Annotated in this window: 18 protein-coding genes; 12 read left to right on the top strand and 6 right to left on the bottom strand. The window is 67.4% G+C overall.

Going from position 1 to position 15,190, the window contains the following annotated elements; translation table 11 throughout:
• The first annotated feature begins 213 nt into the window (after positions 1–213).
• The 6 genes from BACI71_RS03045 (at position 214) to queE (ending at position 5,863) form a co-directional block, all read left to right on the top strand.
• Positions 214–855 (top strand): YoaK family protein, encoded by a 642-nt coding sequence (locus BACI71_RS03045; protein ID WP_159754854.1) that lies wholly within the window; start codon positions 214–216, stop codon positions 853–855.
• Between the two features lie 90 nt (positions 856–945).
• A complete protein-coding gene (locus BACI71_RS03040) occupies positions 946–2,148 on the top strand; it encodes an aspartate aminotransferase family protein (RefSeq protein WP_268894054.1) in 1,203 nt (400 codons plus the stop codon).
• Positions 2,149–2,198: 50 nt separating this feature from the next.
• The gene (gene argF, locus BACI71_RS03035; protein WP_159754851.1) at positions 2,199–3,116 is read left to right on the top strand and encodes an ornithine carbamoyltransferase; all 918 of its coding nucleotides are present in this window, start codon (positions 2,199–2,201) and stop codon (positions 3,114–3,116) included.
• Positions 3,117–3,263: 147 nt separating this feature from the next.
• On the top strand, positions 3,264–4,178 hold the full coding sequence (gene hslO, locus BACI71_RS03030) for an Hsp33 family molecular chaperone HslO (protein WP_159754848.1): 915 nt from the start codon (positions 3,264–3,266) through the stop codon (positions 4,176–4,178).
• 357 nt (positions 4,179–4,535) lie between these two features.
• Complete coding sequence (gene queC / locus BACI71_RS03025) at positions 4,536–5,234, top strand: 7-cyano-7-deazaguanine synthase QueC (protein WP_159754845.1); 699 nt, start codon at positions 4,536–4,538, stop codon at positions 5,232–5,234.
• Positions 5,231–5,863 carry a 7-carboxy-7-deazaguanine synthase gene (queE, locus tag BACI71_RS03020; protein WP_159754842.1) on the top strand — a complete coding sequence of 211 codons (633 nt, stop codon included), beginning with the start codon at positions 5,231–5,233 and terminating at the stop codon, positions 5,861–5,863. Before queC ends, queE begins: the two co-directional genes overlap by 4 nt.
• A 41-nt stretch (positions 5,864–5,904) precedes the next feature.
• Here queE and BACI71_RS03015 read toward each other — a convergent pair whose 3' ends face one another.
• From BACI71_RS03015 to lipB, 3 genes are all read right to left on the bottom strand, one after another.
• Positions 5,905–6,594, bottom strand: coding sequence for a hypothetical protein (locus BACI71_RS03015; RefSeq protein ID WP_159754839.1), 690 nt, complete (start codon positions 6,592–6,594; stop codon positions 5,905–5,907).
• Positions 6,595–6,814: 220 nt separating this feature from the next.
• On the bottom strand, positions 6,815–7,075 hold the full coding sequence (locus BACI71_RS03010; protein WP_028965089.1) for a hypothetical protein: 261 nt from the start codon (positions 7,073–7,075) through the stop codon (positions 6,815–6,817).
• Positions 7,076–7,167: 92 nt separating this feature from the next.
• Positions 7,168–7,857 carry a lipoyl(octanoyl) transferase LipB gene (gene lipB, locus BACI71_RS03005; protein ID WP_159754835.1) on the bottom strand — a complete coding sequence of 230 codons (690 nt, stop codon included), beginning with the start codon at positions 7,855–7,857 and terminating at the stop codon, positions 7,168–7,170.
• Between the two features lie 125 nt (positions 7,858–7,982).
• On the opposite strand from lipB, the gene BACI71_RS03000 reads away from it, so the two are divergent.
• Together BACI71_RS03000 and BACI71_RS02995 are read left to right on the top strand one after the other, a co-directional pair.
• Positions 7,983–8,804 (top strand): glycerophosphoryl diester phosphodiesterase membrane domain-containing protein, encoded by an 822-nt coding sequence (locus BACI71_RS03000; RefSeq protein ID WP_159754832.1) that lies wholly within the window; start codon positions 7,983–7,985, stop codon positions 8,802–8,804.
• Complete coding sequence (locus tag BACI71_RS02995; RefSeq protein WP_159754830.1) at positions 8,801–9,544, top strand: hypothetical protein; 744 nt, start codon at positions 8,801–8,803, stop codon at positions 9,542–9,544. Before BACI71_RS03000 ends, BACI71_RS02995 begins: the two co-directional genes overlap by 4 nt.
• Here BACI71_RS02995 and BACI71_RS02990 read toward each other — a convergent pair.
• Entirely contained in the window at positions 9,514–10,050 is a 537-nt protein-coding gene (locus BACI71_RS02990; RefSeq protein WP_159760790.1) for a GNAT family N-acetyltransferase, read from the bottom strand. The two genes, BACI71_RS02995 and BACI71_RS02990, sit on opposite strands and share 31 nt — an antisense overlap.
• Positions 10,051–10,112: 62 nt before the next feature.
• A complete protein-coding gene (hemF, locus tag BACI71_RS02985; RefSeq protein ID WP_159754828.1) occupies positions 10,113–10,955 on the bottom strand; it encodes an oxygen-dependent coproporphyrinogen oxidase in 843 nt (280 codons plus the stop codon).
• Between the two features lie 64 nt (positions 10,956–11,019).
• Here hemF and BACI71_RS02980 point away from each other — a divergent pair, with 64 nt between their 5' ends.
• Positions 11,020–11,796, top strand: a complete 777-nt coding sequence (locus tag BACI71_RS02980) for an AcvB/VirJ family lysyl-phosphatidylglycerol hydrolase (protein WP_159754826.1) — start codon at positions 11,020–11,022, stop codon at positions 11,794–11,796.
• Here BACI71_RS02980 and BACI71_RS02975 read toward each other — a convergent pair.
• A complete protein-coding gene (locus tag BACI71_RS02975) occupies positions 11,723–12,175 on the bottom strand; it encodes a tRNA (cytidine(34)-2'-O)-methyltransferase (protein ID WP_159754824.1) in 453 nt (150 codons plus the stop codon). The genes BACI71_RS02980 and BACI71_RS02975 overlap by 74 nt on opposite strands.
• Before the next feature lie 174 nt (positions 12,176–12,349).
• Here BACI71_RS02975 and petA point away from each other — a divergent pair, with 174 nt between their 5' ends.
• Genes petA through BACI71_RS02960 form a run of 3 tightly spaced genes read left to right on the top strand, consistent with a single transcriptional unit; the run spans position 12,350 to position 15,102 of the window.
• A complete protein-coding gene (gene petA / locus BACI71_RS02970) occupies positions 12,350–12,928 on the top strand; it encodes a ubiquinol-cytochrome c reductase iron-sulfur subunit (protein ID WP_376699661.1) in 579 nt (192 codons plus the stop codon).
• Positions 12,929–12,942: 14 nt separating this feature from the next.
• The gene (locus BACI71_RS02965) at positions 12,943–14,229 is read left to right on the top strand and encodes a cytochrome b (protein WP_159754822.1); all 1,287 of its coding nucleotides are present in this window, start codon (positions 12,943–12,945) and stop codon (positions 14,227–14,229) included.
• 30 nt (positions 14,230–14,259) lie between these two features.
• Positions 14,260–15,102 (top strand): cytochrome c1, encoded by an 843-nt coding sequence (locus BACI71_RS02960; RefSeq protein WP_159754820.1) that lies wholly within the window; start codon positions 14,260–14,262, stop codon positions 15,100–15,102.
• The last annotated feature ends 88 nt before the right edge of the window (positions 15,103–15,190 follow it).

The following is a 15,190-nucleotide window of genomic DNA, read 5'->3' as shown; positions in this document are numbered from 1 at the left end:
AACGAGGAGGTGGCTGCGTGAATTGGAGGTTCTGAATGCGATGACGTTCGCGGCTTCACTTGTTTTCGATGTTGTGGATGCACGCACATCCGTCATTGCGAGCGGAGCGAAGCAATCCAGTGCCGGATCAGGACGCCCTGGATTGCTTCGCTACGCTCGCGATGACGTGAAATTGTCGAACATGGCTGGCAAATATCTGACGGATCACGCCACATGCCGATAACGGAGCGTCCGCGCGCCGACTGGCCGCTCGCCATTGCGCTGGCGGTGCTGGCGGGGTTCGTCGATGCGGTGGGGTTCCTGCGGATCGGCGGATTGTTCGTGTCGTTCATGAGTGGCAACTCGACGCTGCTCGGGATCGATCTGATCCAGCGCGACGGGGCGACGGTCACGGTCGTGGCGTTGATCCTTGGCTTCCTCGCGGGCGTGATGACCGCGTCGATCCTCGGCGAACGGCTCGGGCGCTGGTCGCCGATGGCGATGATCCTGTTCAGCACCGCGTTGCTCGCCTGGTCGGCGCTGCTGATGGTCGACGGGCCGGGCGCGGTGCTGCTCGCCGCGGCGATGGGGGCGCTCAACGTCGTGTTCCAGCGCGGCGGCGGGGTGAGCATCCCGATCACCTATGTCACAGGCACATTGGTGCGGCTCGGCCAGTCGCTGGCAGGGGCGCTGCTCGGTACCGCGTCGGCAACCGGCTGGGTGCCGTATCTGCTGCTGTGGAGCGGGCTGGTGCTCGGCGCGGTCGGGGGCGCGCTAACCTATCGCGCACTCGGCACCGATGCCTTGTGGGGCGCCGCGGCCTTCGCCTTCGCACTGGCGATCGCGGCGGCGGGGCGGGGGGTCGCGCCGCGCTGACGCGGTGTTGTTCGTGCGCGTTTTTGCTCTATTAGTGGAGTGAGGGCGGTCCGTGTCGGGCCGCCCGCTTTCGTTCGAGGAGAAGGCCCCGTGTCGCCTGACGCATCCATCCCGCCGCTGATGCCCGTCTACCCGCGGTGCGGCGTGCGACCGGTGCGCGGTGAGGGCGTGTACCTCTATGGCGAAGACGGCAGCCAGTATCTCGACTTCGCGAGCGGCATTGCGGTCAATGCGCTCGGCCACGGCCACCCGGCGCTGACCAAGGCGATTTCGGAACAGGCCGCGACGCTGATGCATGTCAGCAACCTGTACGGCAGCCCGCAGGGCGAGCATTTCGCGCAGCGGCTGGTCGACAACACCTTCGCGGACACCGTCTTCTTCACCAATTCGGGCGCCGAGGCGGTCGAGTGCGCGATCAAGACCGCGCGTCGCTATCATTATGCCAACGGCAACCCCGAGCGGCACGATCTCATCACCTTCGACACCGCCTTCCACGGGCGGACGCTGGGGACGATCTCGGCCACCAACCAGCCGAAGATGCGCGACGGGTTCGAGCCGCTGCTGCCCGGCTTCAAATACGCGAAGTTCAACGATCTGGAGGGCGCGCTCGCGCTGATCGACGGCAACACCGCCGGTTTCCTGGTCGAGCCGATCCAGGGCGAGGGCGGTATCCGCCCGGCCTCGCAGGAGTTCCTGCAAGGGCTGCGCAAGGCGTGTGACGAGCATGGCCTGCTGCTGGTGCTCGACGAGGTACAGGCGGGCTATGGCCGCACCGGCAAGTTCTTCGCGCACGAGCTGTACGGGATCACCCCCGACATCATGGCGGCGGCGAAGGGCATCGGCGGCGGCTTCCCGCTCGGCGCGTGCCTCGCCACTGCCGAGGCGGCGAAGGGCATGGTGTTCGGCACGCACGGTTCCACCTATGGCGGCAACCCGCTGGCGATGGCAGCGGGCGAGGCGGTACTCGACGTGATCCTCGCCGACGGCTTCCTCGACCATGTCGCGCAGATGGGCGAGCGGCTGCGCTCCTCGCTGGAGCAGATGATCCCCAACCATGACGGCCTGTTCGACTCGGTGCGCGGGCACGGGCTGATGCAGGGCCTGAAGCTCAAGAGCGACAGCCGCCGTTTCGTCGCGCATTGCCGCGACCACCACGGCCTGCTGCTGGTCGCGGCGGGCGAGAATGTCGTTCGTATCCTGCCGCCGCTCGTGATCGACGAAAGTCATATCGCCGAGTGCGTGGAGAAGCTGAGCGACGCCGCACGCGTCTACGTGCCGGTCGCCGACGATTGATGGCCTGATCTCCGCCCCTTCGACGCGGGGGGCGGAGCGGGGGAGAGACGATGCGCCATTTCCTGAACCTGACCGATGCCGGGCCGGACGCGATCGCCGCGATGCTCGACGATGCCCTGACGCGCAAGCAGGCGCGCGCGGGCTGGACCAAGGGGCGCGTCGATGCCGACGCGCCGCTCGCCGGGCATGTGCTGGCGATGATCTTCGAGAAGAATTCGACGCGCACCCGCGTGTCGTTCGACATGGCGGTGCGTCAGCTTGGCGGGCAGTCGATCGTCATGGAGGCCGGGCAGATGCAGCTCGGCCGCGGCGAGACGGTCGCCGACACCGCGCGCGTGCTGTCGAACTATGTCGACGCGATCATGATCCGCACCGACGATCACGCCAAGATCGAGGAGATGGCGCATTACGCCACCGTACCGGTCATCAACGGGCTGACCGACGAATCGCACCCGTGCCAGATCATGGCCGACCTGCTGACGATCATCGAAAGCGGCAAGTCGCTGCCCGGGCTGAAGGTCGCGTGGCTGGGCGATGGCAACAACGTGCTCGCCTCGATCGTCGAGGCGGCGGGGCTGATGCACTTCGATGTCGTCGCTGCGTGCCCGCAAGGATTCCAGCCCGAGGAAGCGTCGGTCGCGCGCGGGAACGGCCGCGCGCGCATCGTCGCCGATCCGCGCGAAGCGGTCGCGGGCGCCGACGTGGTCGTCACCGATACGTGGATTTCGATGGGGCAGGCGCATGCCGAGACCAAGCTCGCGGCGATGATGCCCTATCAGGTCGACGCGGCGCTGATGGCGAGCGCAAAGCCCGACGCGAAGTTTCTTCACTGCCTGCCCGCGCATCGAGGCGAGGAAGTGACGCCGGACGTGATCGACGGCCCGCAGTCGCTGATCTGGGCGGAGGCCGAGAACCGGCTCCATGCGCAGAAGTCGGTGCTGCGCTGGTGCCTCGGACAGATCGGTTGATCGCGGGCGCACGCGCTACCATCTAGGCGCCTCACCGGAACATCCTTCGTCGCCCCGGGCTCGACCCGGGGGCCCGCTTCTCCTGCGCCACGAGGTAGCGGGACCCCGGGTCAGGCCCGGGGTGACGGTTCGGTGGCGAAAGAGACGATGACCGACCAGACCACAACCCCCGATCTCGACCGTGCGCTCGGCTTCACCATCCCCGACCGGCACGCGCGCGGGCGCGCGGTGCGGCTCGGGCCGACGCTCGACGCGATCCTGTCCGCGCATGCCTATCCGGCGGCGATCGAGAAACTGCTCGCCGAGGCGCTGACGCTGACCGCGCTGATCGGCGCGACGCTCAAGGACCCCGCCGGGCAGCTTACCATGCAGACGCAGACCGGGGACGGGATCGTCAAGCTGCTCGTCTGCGACTGGCGCGGCGGCGAGGTGCGCGGCTACGTCCAGTATGATGCCGACAAGCTCGCGGCGGCCCCCGCCGACCCGACGTTGTTCGCGCTGTTCGGCCCCGGCTATCTCGCGATCACGTTCGATCTGGCGAGCACCTACGAACGTTATCAGGGGATCGTGCCGCTCGACGGCGCGACGCTTGCCGAGGCGGCGCAAAGCTATTTCTATCAGTCCGAGCAGATCCCGACGCTGGTGCGCGTCGGGATGCACAAGGATGCGGCGGGCAAGTGCGTCGCGGGCGGGTTGCTGCTCCAGCATCTGCCCGAGGGCGAGGAGGGGCGCGAGCGACTCCACACCAAGCTCGACCATCCCGAATGGGAGCATGTCGAGGCACTCGGCCAGACGATCGCGGTCGACGAACTCGCCGACGCGCACTTGCCGCTGGAGACGTTGCTGTGGCGGCTGTTCAACGAGGAGAGCGAGGTGCGCGTCCTCGACGGGCAGCCGGTGTCGCGCGGCTGCCGCTGCACGGTCGAGCACATCCGTTCGGTGCTGGAGCGCTTTCCGCTCGAACAACGACTGGAGATGGCGGACGAGCGCGGGCTGATCGCGGTCGACTGCGCGTTCTGCTCGACGGTGTTCCCATTGCGCGCGGAGGATCTGGCGGCCTGAGCCTTTTCGTCATCGCCGCGCAGGCGGAGATCCAGACGCAGTTCACTTGCCCCTGCCTGTCATCCCGGACTTGATCCGGGATCCCGCTTCTACTTCTCACGCGCCAAGAACAAGCGGGCCCCGGAACAAGTCCGGGGCGACGAACGAGCGAGGCAAGGACAACCAATCCGTCCTAACTCTTCATTAACCTTTACCCGTCATAAGGATGCCATGCTGTTTCGGCGGCATGCTCTCTCCCCCGCCCGGTAGCACGGGCATCCTGCGGGTCGCCTGACGGGCGGCCCGTTCTTTTTTGCGACCGCTCCGGCGGCGCCGGTGGTTGCGCTGCGGCGGCAGTGCGCCTAGCTCGCGCGGATCATGACCCAACCCACTCCTGCGGTCGTGCTCGTCTCGGGCGGGCTCGACTCCCTGGTGTCCGCGGCGCTCGCGCGCGAAGCCGGGCATCCGCTCTATGCGCTGTCGATCGACTATAATCAGCGTCACCACGTCGAGCTCGACGCCGCGCGCCGCGTCGCGGCGGCGCTGGGCGCCGTGCGGCACGTCGTGCTGCCGATCGACCTCTCGGCGTTCGGCGGCTCGGCGCTGACCGACGCCGCGATCGACGTTCCCAAGGACGGCGTCGGCGATGCGATCCCGGTCACCTATGTCCCCGCACGCAATACGATCTTCCTGAGCCTGGCGTTGGGCTGGGCGGAGGCGGCGGGCGCGCGCGACATCTATCTGGGTGTCAATGCGCTCGATTATTCCGGCTACCCGGATTGCCGGCCGGCGTTCATTGCCGCGTTCGAGCATCTCGCCGCGCTGGCGACCAAGACCGGGGTCGAGGGCGTGCCGTTCCGCTTTCGCGCCCCGCTCCAGCACATGACCAAGGCCGATATCGTCCGCGAGGGTGCGCGGCTCGGGCTGGACATGGGGATGAGCTGGTCGTGCTACGATCCGACGCCCGACACGAAGCATTGCGGGCTGTGCGACAGCTGCAGGCTGCGCCACAAGGGCTTCGAAGACGCCGGCATCCCTGACCCGACCGTCTATGCGGTCACGCCGCCGGCACCATGAGTTACGCCGTCAAGGAAATGTTCCTGACGCTCCAGGGCGAGGGCGTGCAGGCCGGGCGGCGCGCGGTGTTCGTGCGTTTCGCCGGCTGCAACCTGTGGAGCGGGCGTGAGCAGGACCGCGCCACGGCAATCTGCCGCTTCTGCGACACCGATTTCGTCGGTACCGACGGGCTGGGCGGCGGCAAGTTCGCCGACGCCGCGGCGCTGGTCGCGGCGGTCGCGGGGTTCTGGGGCGAAGGCAGCGCGCGGCGCTTCGTCGTGCTGACCGGCGGCGAGCCGATGCTGCAGGTCGACGATGCGCTGGTCGACGCGTTGCACGCCGCCGGGTTCGAGATCGCGATCGAAAGCAACGGCACGCTGGCGGTGCATCCCGGCATCGACTGGGTATGTATCAGCCCCAAGGCGGGCAGCGAGACCGTGCAGCGCCACGGCGACGAACTGAAGCTGGTGTGGCCGCAGCCGGGCACCGCGATCGAGACGATCGAGGGGTGGGACTTCACGCATTTTCTGCTGCAGCCGCTCGACGATGCGGCAGGCGAGGCGAATGTCGGGGCGGCGATGGCGGTGGTGATGGCACGCCCGCGCTGGCGGCTGTCGCTCCAGACGCACAAGCTGCTTGGTCTGCGCTGACGCCGGATGCCGGTGCGGAGGTCTCCGCACCGGGTTCGGGTTTACCGCGCCGCGTAGCTCAGGGTGCCGAACGGCTGCCCGCACTTCTTGGTGACGAACTCGTCCTTCTTCCAGCATGCCTTGTCGAAGCGCGGCAGGAAGGCGGGGGTCAGATAGACCTCCATGCGCGGGAATTGCTGCTCACCCCATGGCGTCAGGCTGTTGCGCACCTCGCGCATCCGGGCGAGCGCGATCTCGCCGAACGTGCCGCGCGGTGCATAGAGCGCCTCGCGCCCGATGTTCGAGGTGGTGGTGCAGAAGCCATATTGCGCGGCGACCGTCGCGAAGCCCGAATAGGTGCGCGTGCCGAACTGGTCGAGCGCGTTCTGGCCCTCCTTCTTCGACTTGGCGGAGCGCTCGAAATATTTGGTGAGCGCCGTATAGGATTGCGCCAGCTCCTGCTTGTGATCGGCGAGGATGGCGTTGTAATTCTGAACGGTCAACAGCGATGGTTCGAACTGGCACTGCAGTGCCGCGACATTCAGTGCCGCGCGCATGTTCCACACCATCGCCGCGCGCAACTCGTCGCCGGTCGCGCCGGGTAACAGCTGCCCGATCCCCGGTTCATCACCACGGACGCGTTCGCCGCGCAAATCCTTGCTCTTCATATAGAATTGCGCCGCCGCCGGCGTCGTGACCAGCAACCCGGCCGCCAGCGTCGCGATCGCGCCGGCGATCCCCACCTTTTGCATTTCCCCAACACTCCATCGCACACGGCCACGCCGTCAGCGGCCTTTTACGATAATTTGGGGCAGGGACCCAAGCGCAAACTAGCGCGGCCCGGATTCGTTTCGCCGCAAATAGCTTGCGAAACGGGAACTTGTTGGCGTCGCGTAACGGTTCGTTGCTGCAAAGAGAAAGGCCGCCCGGTTTCCCGAACGGCCTTTCGGATACAATCGCCAATGCGGCAGATTACATCGCGTTCGACATGCCACCCATGTTCGACATCATCATGTCGTTGCTCATGGAGGTGTCGTTGGCCATCATCCCGCCGTTCATGGCGCCGTCGACGGCGGTCATGTTGTCGGTCATGGTGTCCATGCCCTCGGTGGCGTTCATGTCGGTGACCATGGTGTTCTCGGTGCCTTCGGTCTTCGAACCGCACGCCGAAACCGCGAGAGCGGCCGCCGCGAGTGCCGAGCCGGCCACGAACTTGGTGATGACTGCACGCATGAAATTGCTCCCTAGACTGTGGATTTGGCGACCCAGCGGCCGTTGTTTTGTTCCCAAACCGACATGGACATTAATCACAGATGATCGGCCCCTCAAGTCTCGTTTTCACCAGCACAAGTCAGGCTATTGAGAAAGGCGTCGACGGTGAACGCCAGAGCGGCGTCGAAGGTTGCAGGGTCCGAACTTATCCCCAGCGCTGCTGCGCTGGTCACCGGATATTCGGCCAGACCGCAGGGAACGATCCCGGTAAAGTGTTGCAGATCCGGCGAAAGATTAACCGAAAAGCCATGCAGCGTCACCCATCGCCGCACGCGGATGCCGATCGCGCCTATCTTCGCTTCCTGCCCCGCGGCGTCGATCGTCCAGATCCCGATCCGCCCCGGCGCGCGGAACGCCGCGATCCCGATCCGCGCGAGCGCCGCGATCACCCAGCCTTCGACCGCATGGACGAAGCAGCGCACGTCGCGCCCGCGCCTGTTGAGATCCAGCACCAGATAGCCGACACGTTGTCCCGGCCCATGATAGGTGTAGCGCCCGCCGCGCCCGGCCGGAACGACCGGAAAGCGTGGGTCGACCAGCTCGCTGGGGTCGGCGCTGGTGCCCGCGGTATAGACCGGCGGATGTTCGAGCAGCCACACCAGCTCGCGCGCCTCGCCGGCGGCGACCGCCGCGGCGCGCGCCTCCATTTCGGCGAGCGCGGCGGCATAATCGGTCAGCCCCGGCGTCAGCCGCCATTCGATCCCGTCGGGGCCGGTGACCCCCGTTTCTACGTTCGTGTCCACGCGGCACAGATGCGGACCATCCGGGCGCTTGGCAAGCCGGCGGCACCGACGACGGCCATTGCCGAGCGACGGAACTGTCCCTACGCCCCGAACGGGGTGCAACCGCGGGCGGCATAGAGGTGGCGATGGTCAGGATCGGCGACGTGTGGGACCGGACGGTGGACGTCCTGCGCGGACGCACGGCGATCCTGACGGGCATCGTGTTGCTGACGCTGGTCCTGCCGGGGATCGTCGTGGGCGCGCTCGGCACGATCGTGCCCGTGTCCGACCCGTTCGTGGCGGCGGTGCCGCTGATCCGCTTCGCCACCCTGGTGTTGCTGGTGCTCGGCGTGCTGGCGATAACGGCAGTAGCGAGCGATCCGGCGGTCGATCGGACACAGGGGCTGCGGATCGCGGGGCAGCGGCTGCTGCCGGCGCTCGGTGTACTGACCGCACTGGTCATCGCGGCGATTGCGCTCTTCATCCCGGCGGGGGTGTTGTTCAGGCTGTCGGGCGCGACGCTGAGCGGCGCCGGCACGCTCGACATGTCGCACGCCGCACCGGGCTATACCGCAGGTGCAGGGTTGCTTGTCCTGCTGGCGGCGCTGTTCGGACTATGGCTGAGCGCGCGGATCGTGCCGCTGTTCGGGATCGTCGTCAACGAACGTCGCGGGTTCGGCGCGTTGCGGCGCAGCCTGACGCTGACCAGCGGATCAACGCTGAAGCTGATCGGCGTGCTGATCCTGTATTTCGTGCTGACCACCGTCGCGATGCTCGCGGCCACGTCGGTCGTGGGGGTGATCGCGCGGCTGGTGCTGGGCGGCGACGCGCCGGGCGGCGTCGCCTTCGTCGTGGCGGTGGTCCGCACGTTGATCTCCGCGGGTGCGACGATGGTGCAGAGCGTGTTCTACGCGCGCTTCTATGTCGCCGCGATCGAGCGCGAGCAACGGCTGGCGCCGCTGGCATGACGATCGGATTCGCAGGATTGCTGTCGGTCGTCTGGCGACTGTTCCGGCGCGATGCGGTGTTGCTGCTGCCGGTCATCGGCACGTTCGTCTTCCTGCCGTCGTTCGCGGCCTTGTTGCTGTGCGACCCGGTGCCGCCACTTCCGGCGGGCCCGCGCGACGAGGCGATCATGCAGGCGTGGCTCAACGCCGTCGCCTTGTGGGGTCAGGGCAACGGCGTCTGGTTCCTGCTCGCCGAGTTGATCGGCACCTTCGGGTTGGCGGCGATCGCATTGTTCCTGCTAGAGCCGGATCGGCTGACGGTGGGGCAGGCGCTGGGACAGGCGATCGTCCGGCTGGTGGCGTTCACGATCGTGACCGCGGCGATCGCGGTGCCGGTCGCCATGGGGTTGTGGATGCTGGTGCTGCCGGGTCTGTACGTGCAGGCCCGGCTGATCGTCGCGGTGCCGGCGATGGCCCGCCACCCGGCGCTGCGGCCGCTCGCCTCACTGCGGCTCAGCTGGAAGATGACCAAGGGGCTCGATCGCGCGCTGACCGGCGCGCTGGTCACGCTGTTTCTCGCGCAATGGCTGGCGGTGTCGCCGCTGTTGCTCGCTGACGAATCGCTGCGCAGCGGCGCGGGCAATCCGCTGGCGCTCGCGCTGGTCGATGCGCTGATCGCCGCGATCGGCGCGGGCTATGCGACTGCGACGCTCCTGCTCGGCGTCGTCGCCTACCGCGTCCGCGCCAGCAAGGGCACCTGAGGCGCGGCGTCGGCGGGAAGCACGCCGAGCACGCGCGGATCGGTGAACGTCTCGATCGTCCGCTTGGTCGCGACGAAGCCCTGCGCACGGTAGAAGCCGAGCGCGTGCGGATGGTCGAGCGTGCAGGTGTGCAGCCACACCCGTTCGATGCCGCGTCGCCACGCGAGCCCCAGCGCCTGCGCCATCAGCCACCGCCCGAGCCCGCGCCCCGCCAGTTCGGGGACCAGCGCGAAATAGCCGATCTCGCACGCCGCCGCGTGACGGAAGTCCAGCTCGAGCATCCCGACCTCGATCCCGGCGCGATCGACCGCGGCATAGACCTCGACCGCCGGATCGTGGACGATCGCAAGGAGCGCGGCATCGTCCATGACCAGCCGCGAGAACCACAGCCAGCGTGCGCCGACACGGCGGAACAAGGCGCGGTATTTGTCAGGCGAGGGCCTTTCCCAGCGGACCAGCCGCAGCATAGTATCCGGCAGCGCGCGCCGGCGTGGCCGCTCGGTCATCACCAGCGTCGTCACGATCGTCGCGACCTGCTCGTCGCGCAAGGTGGTCAGCCCCGACACCGTCACGCCCAGGTCGCGACCGGGGGCAGGCTCATCAGGATCGCGTCGATGTTGCCGCCGGTCTTGAGCCCGAACAACGTGCCGCGATCGTAGACGAGGTTGAACTCGGCGTAGCGGCCGCGCCACGCGCGCTGCTCGGCGACGTCGGCCTCGCTGAACGGCATGTCCATCCGCCGCCGCACGATGCGGGGATAGGCGTCGAGGAAGGCGCGTCCGACATCCTGCGTGAACGCGAAGTTGCGCGCGAACTCACCCTCGAGATGATCGTAGAAGATCCCGCCGACCCCGCGATGCACCTGCCGGTGCGGAATGTAGAAATAGTCGTCGGCCCACTTCCTGAACCGTGGATAATGATCCGGGTCGTGCGCGTCGCAGGCGCGCGCCAGCGTCGCGTGAAAATCCTCGGTATCCGCGGCGATCGGCAGCGGCGGGTTGAGGTCCGCGCCGCCCCCGAACCAGCGCTTCGTCGTCACGAGGAAGCGCGTGTTCATATGCACCGCGGGCACGTGCGGGTTTGCCATATGCGCGACGAGGCTGATCCCGGTCGCAAAGAAGCGCGGATCGTCGCCCGCGCCGTGGATCGTCTTGCCGAACTCACCCTCGAAGGTGCCGCCGACGGTGGACACGTTGACCCCGACCTTCTCGAACACGCGGCCCTTCATCACGCCGCGCACCCCGCCACCGCCGGGCAGGCCGCCGGGGTCCACGCGATCCCAAGGCGTATAGTCGAACCCGGCGTCGGACCCGGCCTCGCGCTCGATCGCCTCGAACTCCGCGCAGATCCGGTCGCGCAACTCCTCGAACCAGGCGCGCGCGGCGGTCTGTTCGTCATCCAGCGTCATCATGTCACCGGCCTAGCGCGTCGGTGCGCGCTGGCCAAGGCGCAGCGGCGATGGCAGAGCGGCGCGCATGAACGCCAAATCCTTCTGGCGCGGGGTGCGCGTGACCGCGGTCAGCTCCGCCTTCGTCTGCGCCCTGGTGGCGGCAGGCGGCTATTTCGATCGCGATCCGTACCATCTCTATCCGGCGCAGCCACCCGCGCGACCGATCGCGGTCGTCAACATTTCCGGCGACATGGGGCTGCGCTTCCTGCTGGGCGCCTCGACCTCGCGTGGGCTGACCGAGCATCGCGTCACGGTGCTGGGCGTGTCCTCGCCGGTCTTCTTCCGGTTCCGCCGCACCCGCGCGGAGGTCGATGCGTTCGTCGCCGATGCGGTGCGCACCGCGCTGAAGCGCACCGGGCAGCAGCGCGTGGTGGTGATGGGGCAATCCTATGGCGCGGACATCGTCCAGACCGGGCTGGCGCATCTGCCCGACAACCTGCGCGCGCACGTCGCCGGTGTCGTGCTGATCCTGCCGGGGGAGACGGTGTTCTTCCGCGCCGATCCGACCGGCTGGGTCTATCGCGGCACGCCCGATAGTATGGGGGTGGAGACGGGCAACACGCTGACCTGGGCACCGCTGACCTGCATCTACGGCGACGAGGAGGACGACAGCCTCTGCCCGAAGCTGCGCGTCCCCGGCGCGACGATCATCGCGATGCCGGGCGGGCATAACCTCCACCACGACGCCGACGGCCTGCTCGCGCACGTGCTCGGCGCGGTCGCACGCGCTACGCGGCCGGCCAGCCGTCCGTCTGACGCAGCGCCTCACCCAGCAGCATCGCCCCCGCCACCGCGACGTTGAGCGAGCGCAGCCCGGCGCGCATCGGCACGCGCACGCGCAGGTCGGCGCGGTCGTGCACGTTGGCGGGCACGCCGGCACCCTCGCTGCCCAGCAACAAAATGTCATCGCTCGCGAAGCGCGCGTCGGTCAGCGGCGCCGCGCCGGTGGTGGTCGCCAGCACGATCCGGCCGGCACTGGCGGCGAGGAACGCGTCCCAGTCGACGTGACGGCGAACCTCGACCTTGCCGGCATAGTCCATTCCCGAGCGCGCCAGCGCCCGATCGCTCCACGGAAAACCCATCGGCTCGATCAGATCGACCGCCACGCCGAGGCACGCGCCAAGCCGCAGCAGCGTGCCGACGTTGCCCGCAATGTCCGGTTGGTACAGCGCGATCCGCATCAGTGCGGTCCTTACCGACGCAAAATGCTGTTGGCAAAGCGGCGAGGGCACGGCTATCAGGCCGGAAAGGCCGCCGTGGGGACGGGCAGGCCACAGGCGGGGAGCAACAGTGTCGCACGCGGCATCAGCCACCCGCCGGACAGAGGAACGGGCAGAGGTGTGACGCGAATGGCGATGGCAGAGCAGGAAATCCCCCTCGGCGAAGATCCCGCGCCTTATCATGAGGAAGCGCACGATCCGCGCCGCCGCGACTTTATCAACATCGCCGCGGTGTCGTTCGCCGGGGTCGGCGCGGTCGCGATCGTCCTGCCGCTGATCAACCAGATGAACCCGTCGGCCGACGTGCTGGCGCAGTCCACCACCGAGATCGACATTTCCAAGATTGCGCCGGGACAGGCGATCAAGGCCAGCTTCCGCAAGCAGCCGCTGTTCGTCCGCAACCTGACGCCGAAGGAGATCGGCGAGGCCGATGCGGTCGACGTCGCCTCGCTGCGCGATCCGCAGACGCTGGAAGAGCGGACCAAGGCGGGCAAGAAGAACTGGCTCATCACGCTCGGCGTCTGCACGCACCTCGGCTGCGTGCCGCTGGGCGCGGGCGAGGGCGAGAACAAGGGACCGTTCGGCGGCTATTTCTGCCCGTGCCACGGCTCGGCCTATGACACCGCCGGTCGCATCCGGCAGGGGCCGGCGCCGCAGAACCTGCATGTGCCAGACTATACGTTCAATTCCGACACCGTCGTCACGGTCGGCTGAGGGGAGATAGAGAAATGAGCTTTCCCTGGGCCAAGCATTACGAGCCGAAGGCGCCGCTGATGCGCTGGATGGACGAGAAGCTGCCGTTGCCGCGCCTCGTCTACAACGCGATCGGCGCTGGTTATCCCGTGCCGCGTAACCTCAACTATTTCTGGAACTTCGGCGTGCTCGCGGGCGCGGCGCTGGTGCTGCAGATCGTCACCGGCGTGGTGCTGGCGATGCATTATGCCGCCAATGCCGGGGTCGCGTTCGGCTCGGTCGAAAGCATCATGCGCGACGTCAACGCCGGCTGGTTCCTGCGCTATGCGCACGCCAATGGCGCGTCGATGTTCCTCGCGGTGGTCTACATCCACATCGGCCGCGGGCTCTATTACGGGTCGTACAAGGCACCGCGCGAGATGGTGTGGCTGCTCGGCGTCGTCATCTTCCTGCTGATGATGGCGACCGCGTTCATGGGCTATGTGCTCCCCTGGGGGCAGATGAGCTTCTGGGGCGCGCAGGTCATCACCGGCTTCTTCTCGGCGATTCCCCTGGTTGGCGAAACGATCCGCGTGTGGCTGCTCGGCGGGTTCGCGCCCGACAATGCCGCGCTCAACCGTTTCTTCTCGCTCCACTATCTGCTGCCGTTCGTGATCGCGGGGGTCATCATCCTCCACATCTGGGCGCTGCACATTCCGGGGTCGAACAATCCGACCGGCGTCGACGTGAAGGGCGAGCAGGACACGGTGCCGTTCCACCCCTATTACACCGCGAAGGACGGCGTCGGCGTCGGCGTGTTCTTCCTGATCTTCGCGCTGTTCGTGTTCTTCTCGCCGAACCTGCTGGGCCACCCGGACAATTACATCGAGGCGAACCCGCTCTCGACCCCGGCGCACATCGTCCCCGAATGGTACTTCCTGCCGTTCTACGCGATCCTGAAGAGCTTCACGGCGGACTTCATCCTGCCGGCCAAGCTGTGGGGCGTGCTGGCGATGTTCGGTTCGATCCTGCTGCTGTTCTTCCTGCCGTGGCTGGATGCCTCGCCGGTGCGCTCCGCCAACTACCGTCCGACCTACCGCTGGTTCCTGCTCGTGCTGCTGCTCGACGTGCTGGTGCTCGGCTATGTCGGCGGGGCGGAGGCGAGCGCGCGCAACGTGATGATGGGCCAGATCGCGGCGGGTTATTATTTCGCGCACTTCCTCATCATCCTGCCGCTGGTGTCGGCGGCCGAGCGTCCACGCTCGCTGCCGAACTCGATCACCGAGGCGGTGCTGGCGAAGCATGGTGGCACCAGCCCCGCGCAAACCGCGATGGCGAGCTGAGACAGAGACGAAGAGGGGATTCGACAGAATATGGTTCGTCTCATTTCACTGCTGGTCGGCGCGGGATTCGTCTTCGTGCTGGCGCTGGCGCTCTTCTTCACCGCGAAGGACGCGATCCAGAACCCGGCACCGCACACCGCCGAACATGCGTTCCACCAGCATCCCGAGGACATCAAGCTGTCCTCGGCGGGGATGTTCGGAAAGTTCGACCGTGCGCAGCTGCAGCGCGGCTTCCAGGTCTACAAGGAAGTCTGTGCCGCCTGTCACTCGCTGAAGTACGTCTCGTTCCGCGACCTGCAGAAGATCGGCTATAACGAGGCCGAGGTGAAGGCGATCGCCACGCAGTGGGTGATCGAGCAGCCGAGCGTGAACCCGGAGACGGGCGAGGCGGCGACTCGCAAGAACCTGGCGTCGGATCACTTCCCGTCGCCCTTCGCCAACGAGGTCGCGGCGCGCGCGGCGAACAACAATGCGCTGCCGCCGGATCTGTCGCTGATGACCAAGGCGCGCGAGGACGGTTCGAACTACGTCCATGCGCTGATCACGGGCTATCGCGACCAGCCGGCCGAGCTGCTGCGTGAATTCCCGGACGCCAAGACGCCGGAGGGGCTGCACTACAATCCGTATTTCGCGAACCTTAACATCGCGATGCCGCCGCCGATCACCTCGGACGGGCAGGTGACCTATTCGGACGGTACGAAGGCCACCAAGGACCAGATGGCGCGCGACGTTGCGGCGTTCCTGACCTGGACCGCCGAGCCCAACCTCGAGGCGCGCCACGCAGCGGGTATCGCGGTAGTGATTTTCCTGCTGATCTTCGTCTATCTGACGTGGGGCGCGTACCAGAACGTGTGGCGCGACATAAAGCATTGAGCGGGCAGGCCGGCCCTGCGCGAGCAGGATCGGCACTCGCTACGGCGTGACATCGACCAATCGGACGCGGCGACCGGGCACTCCCCCG

This window comes from Sphingomonas sp. 8AM, from assembly GCF_902506455.1.
Classification (GTDB): domain Bacteria; phylum Pseudomonadota; class Alphaproteobacteria; order Sphingomonadales; family Sphingomonadaceae; genus Sphingomonas.
The sequence above is the reverse complement of the archived record's forward strand: the minus strand, read 5'-3'. Positions and strand labels throughout refer to the sequence as shown.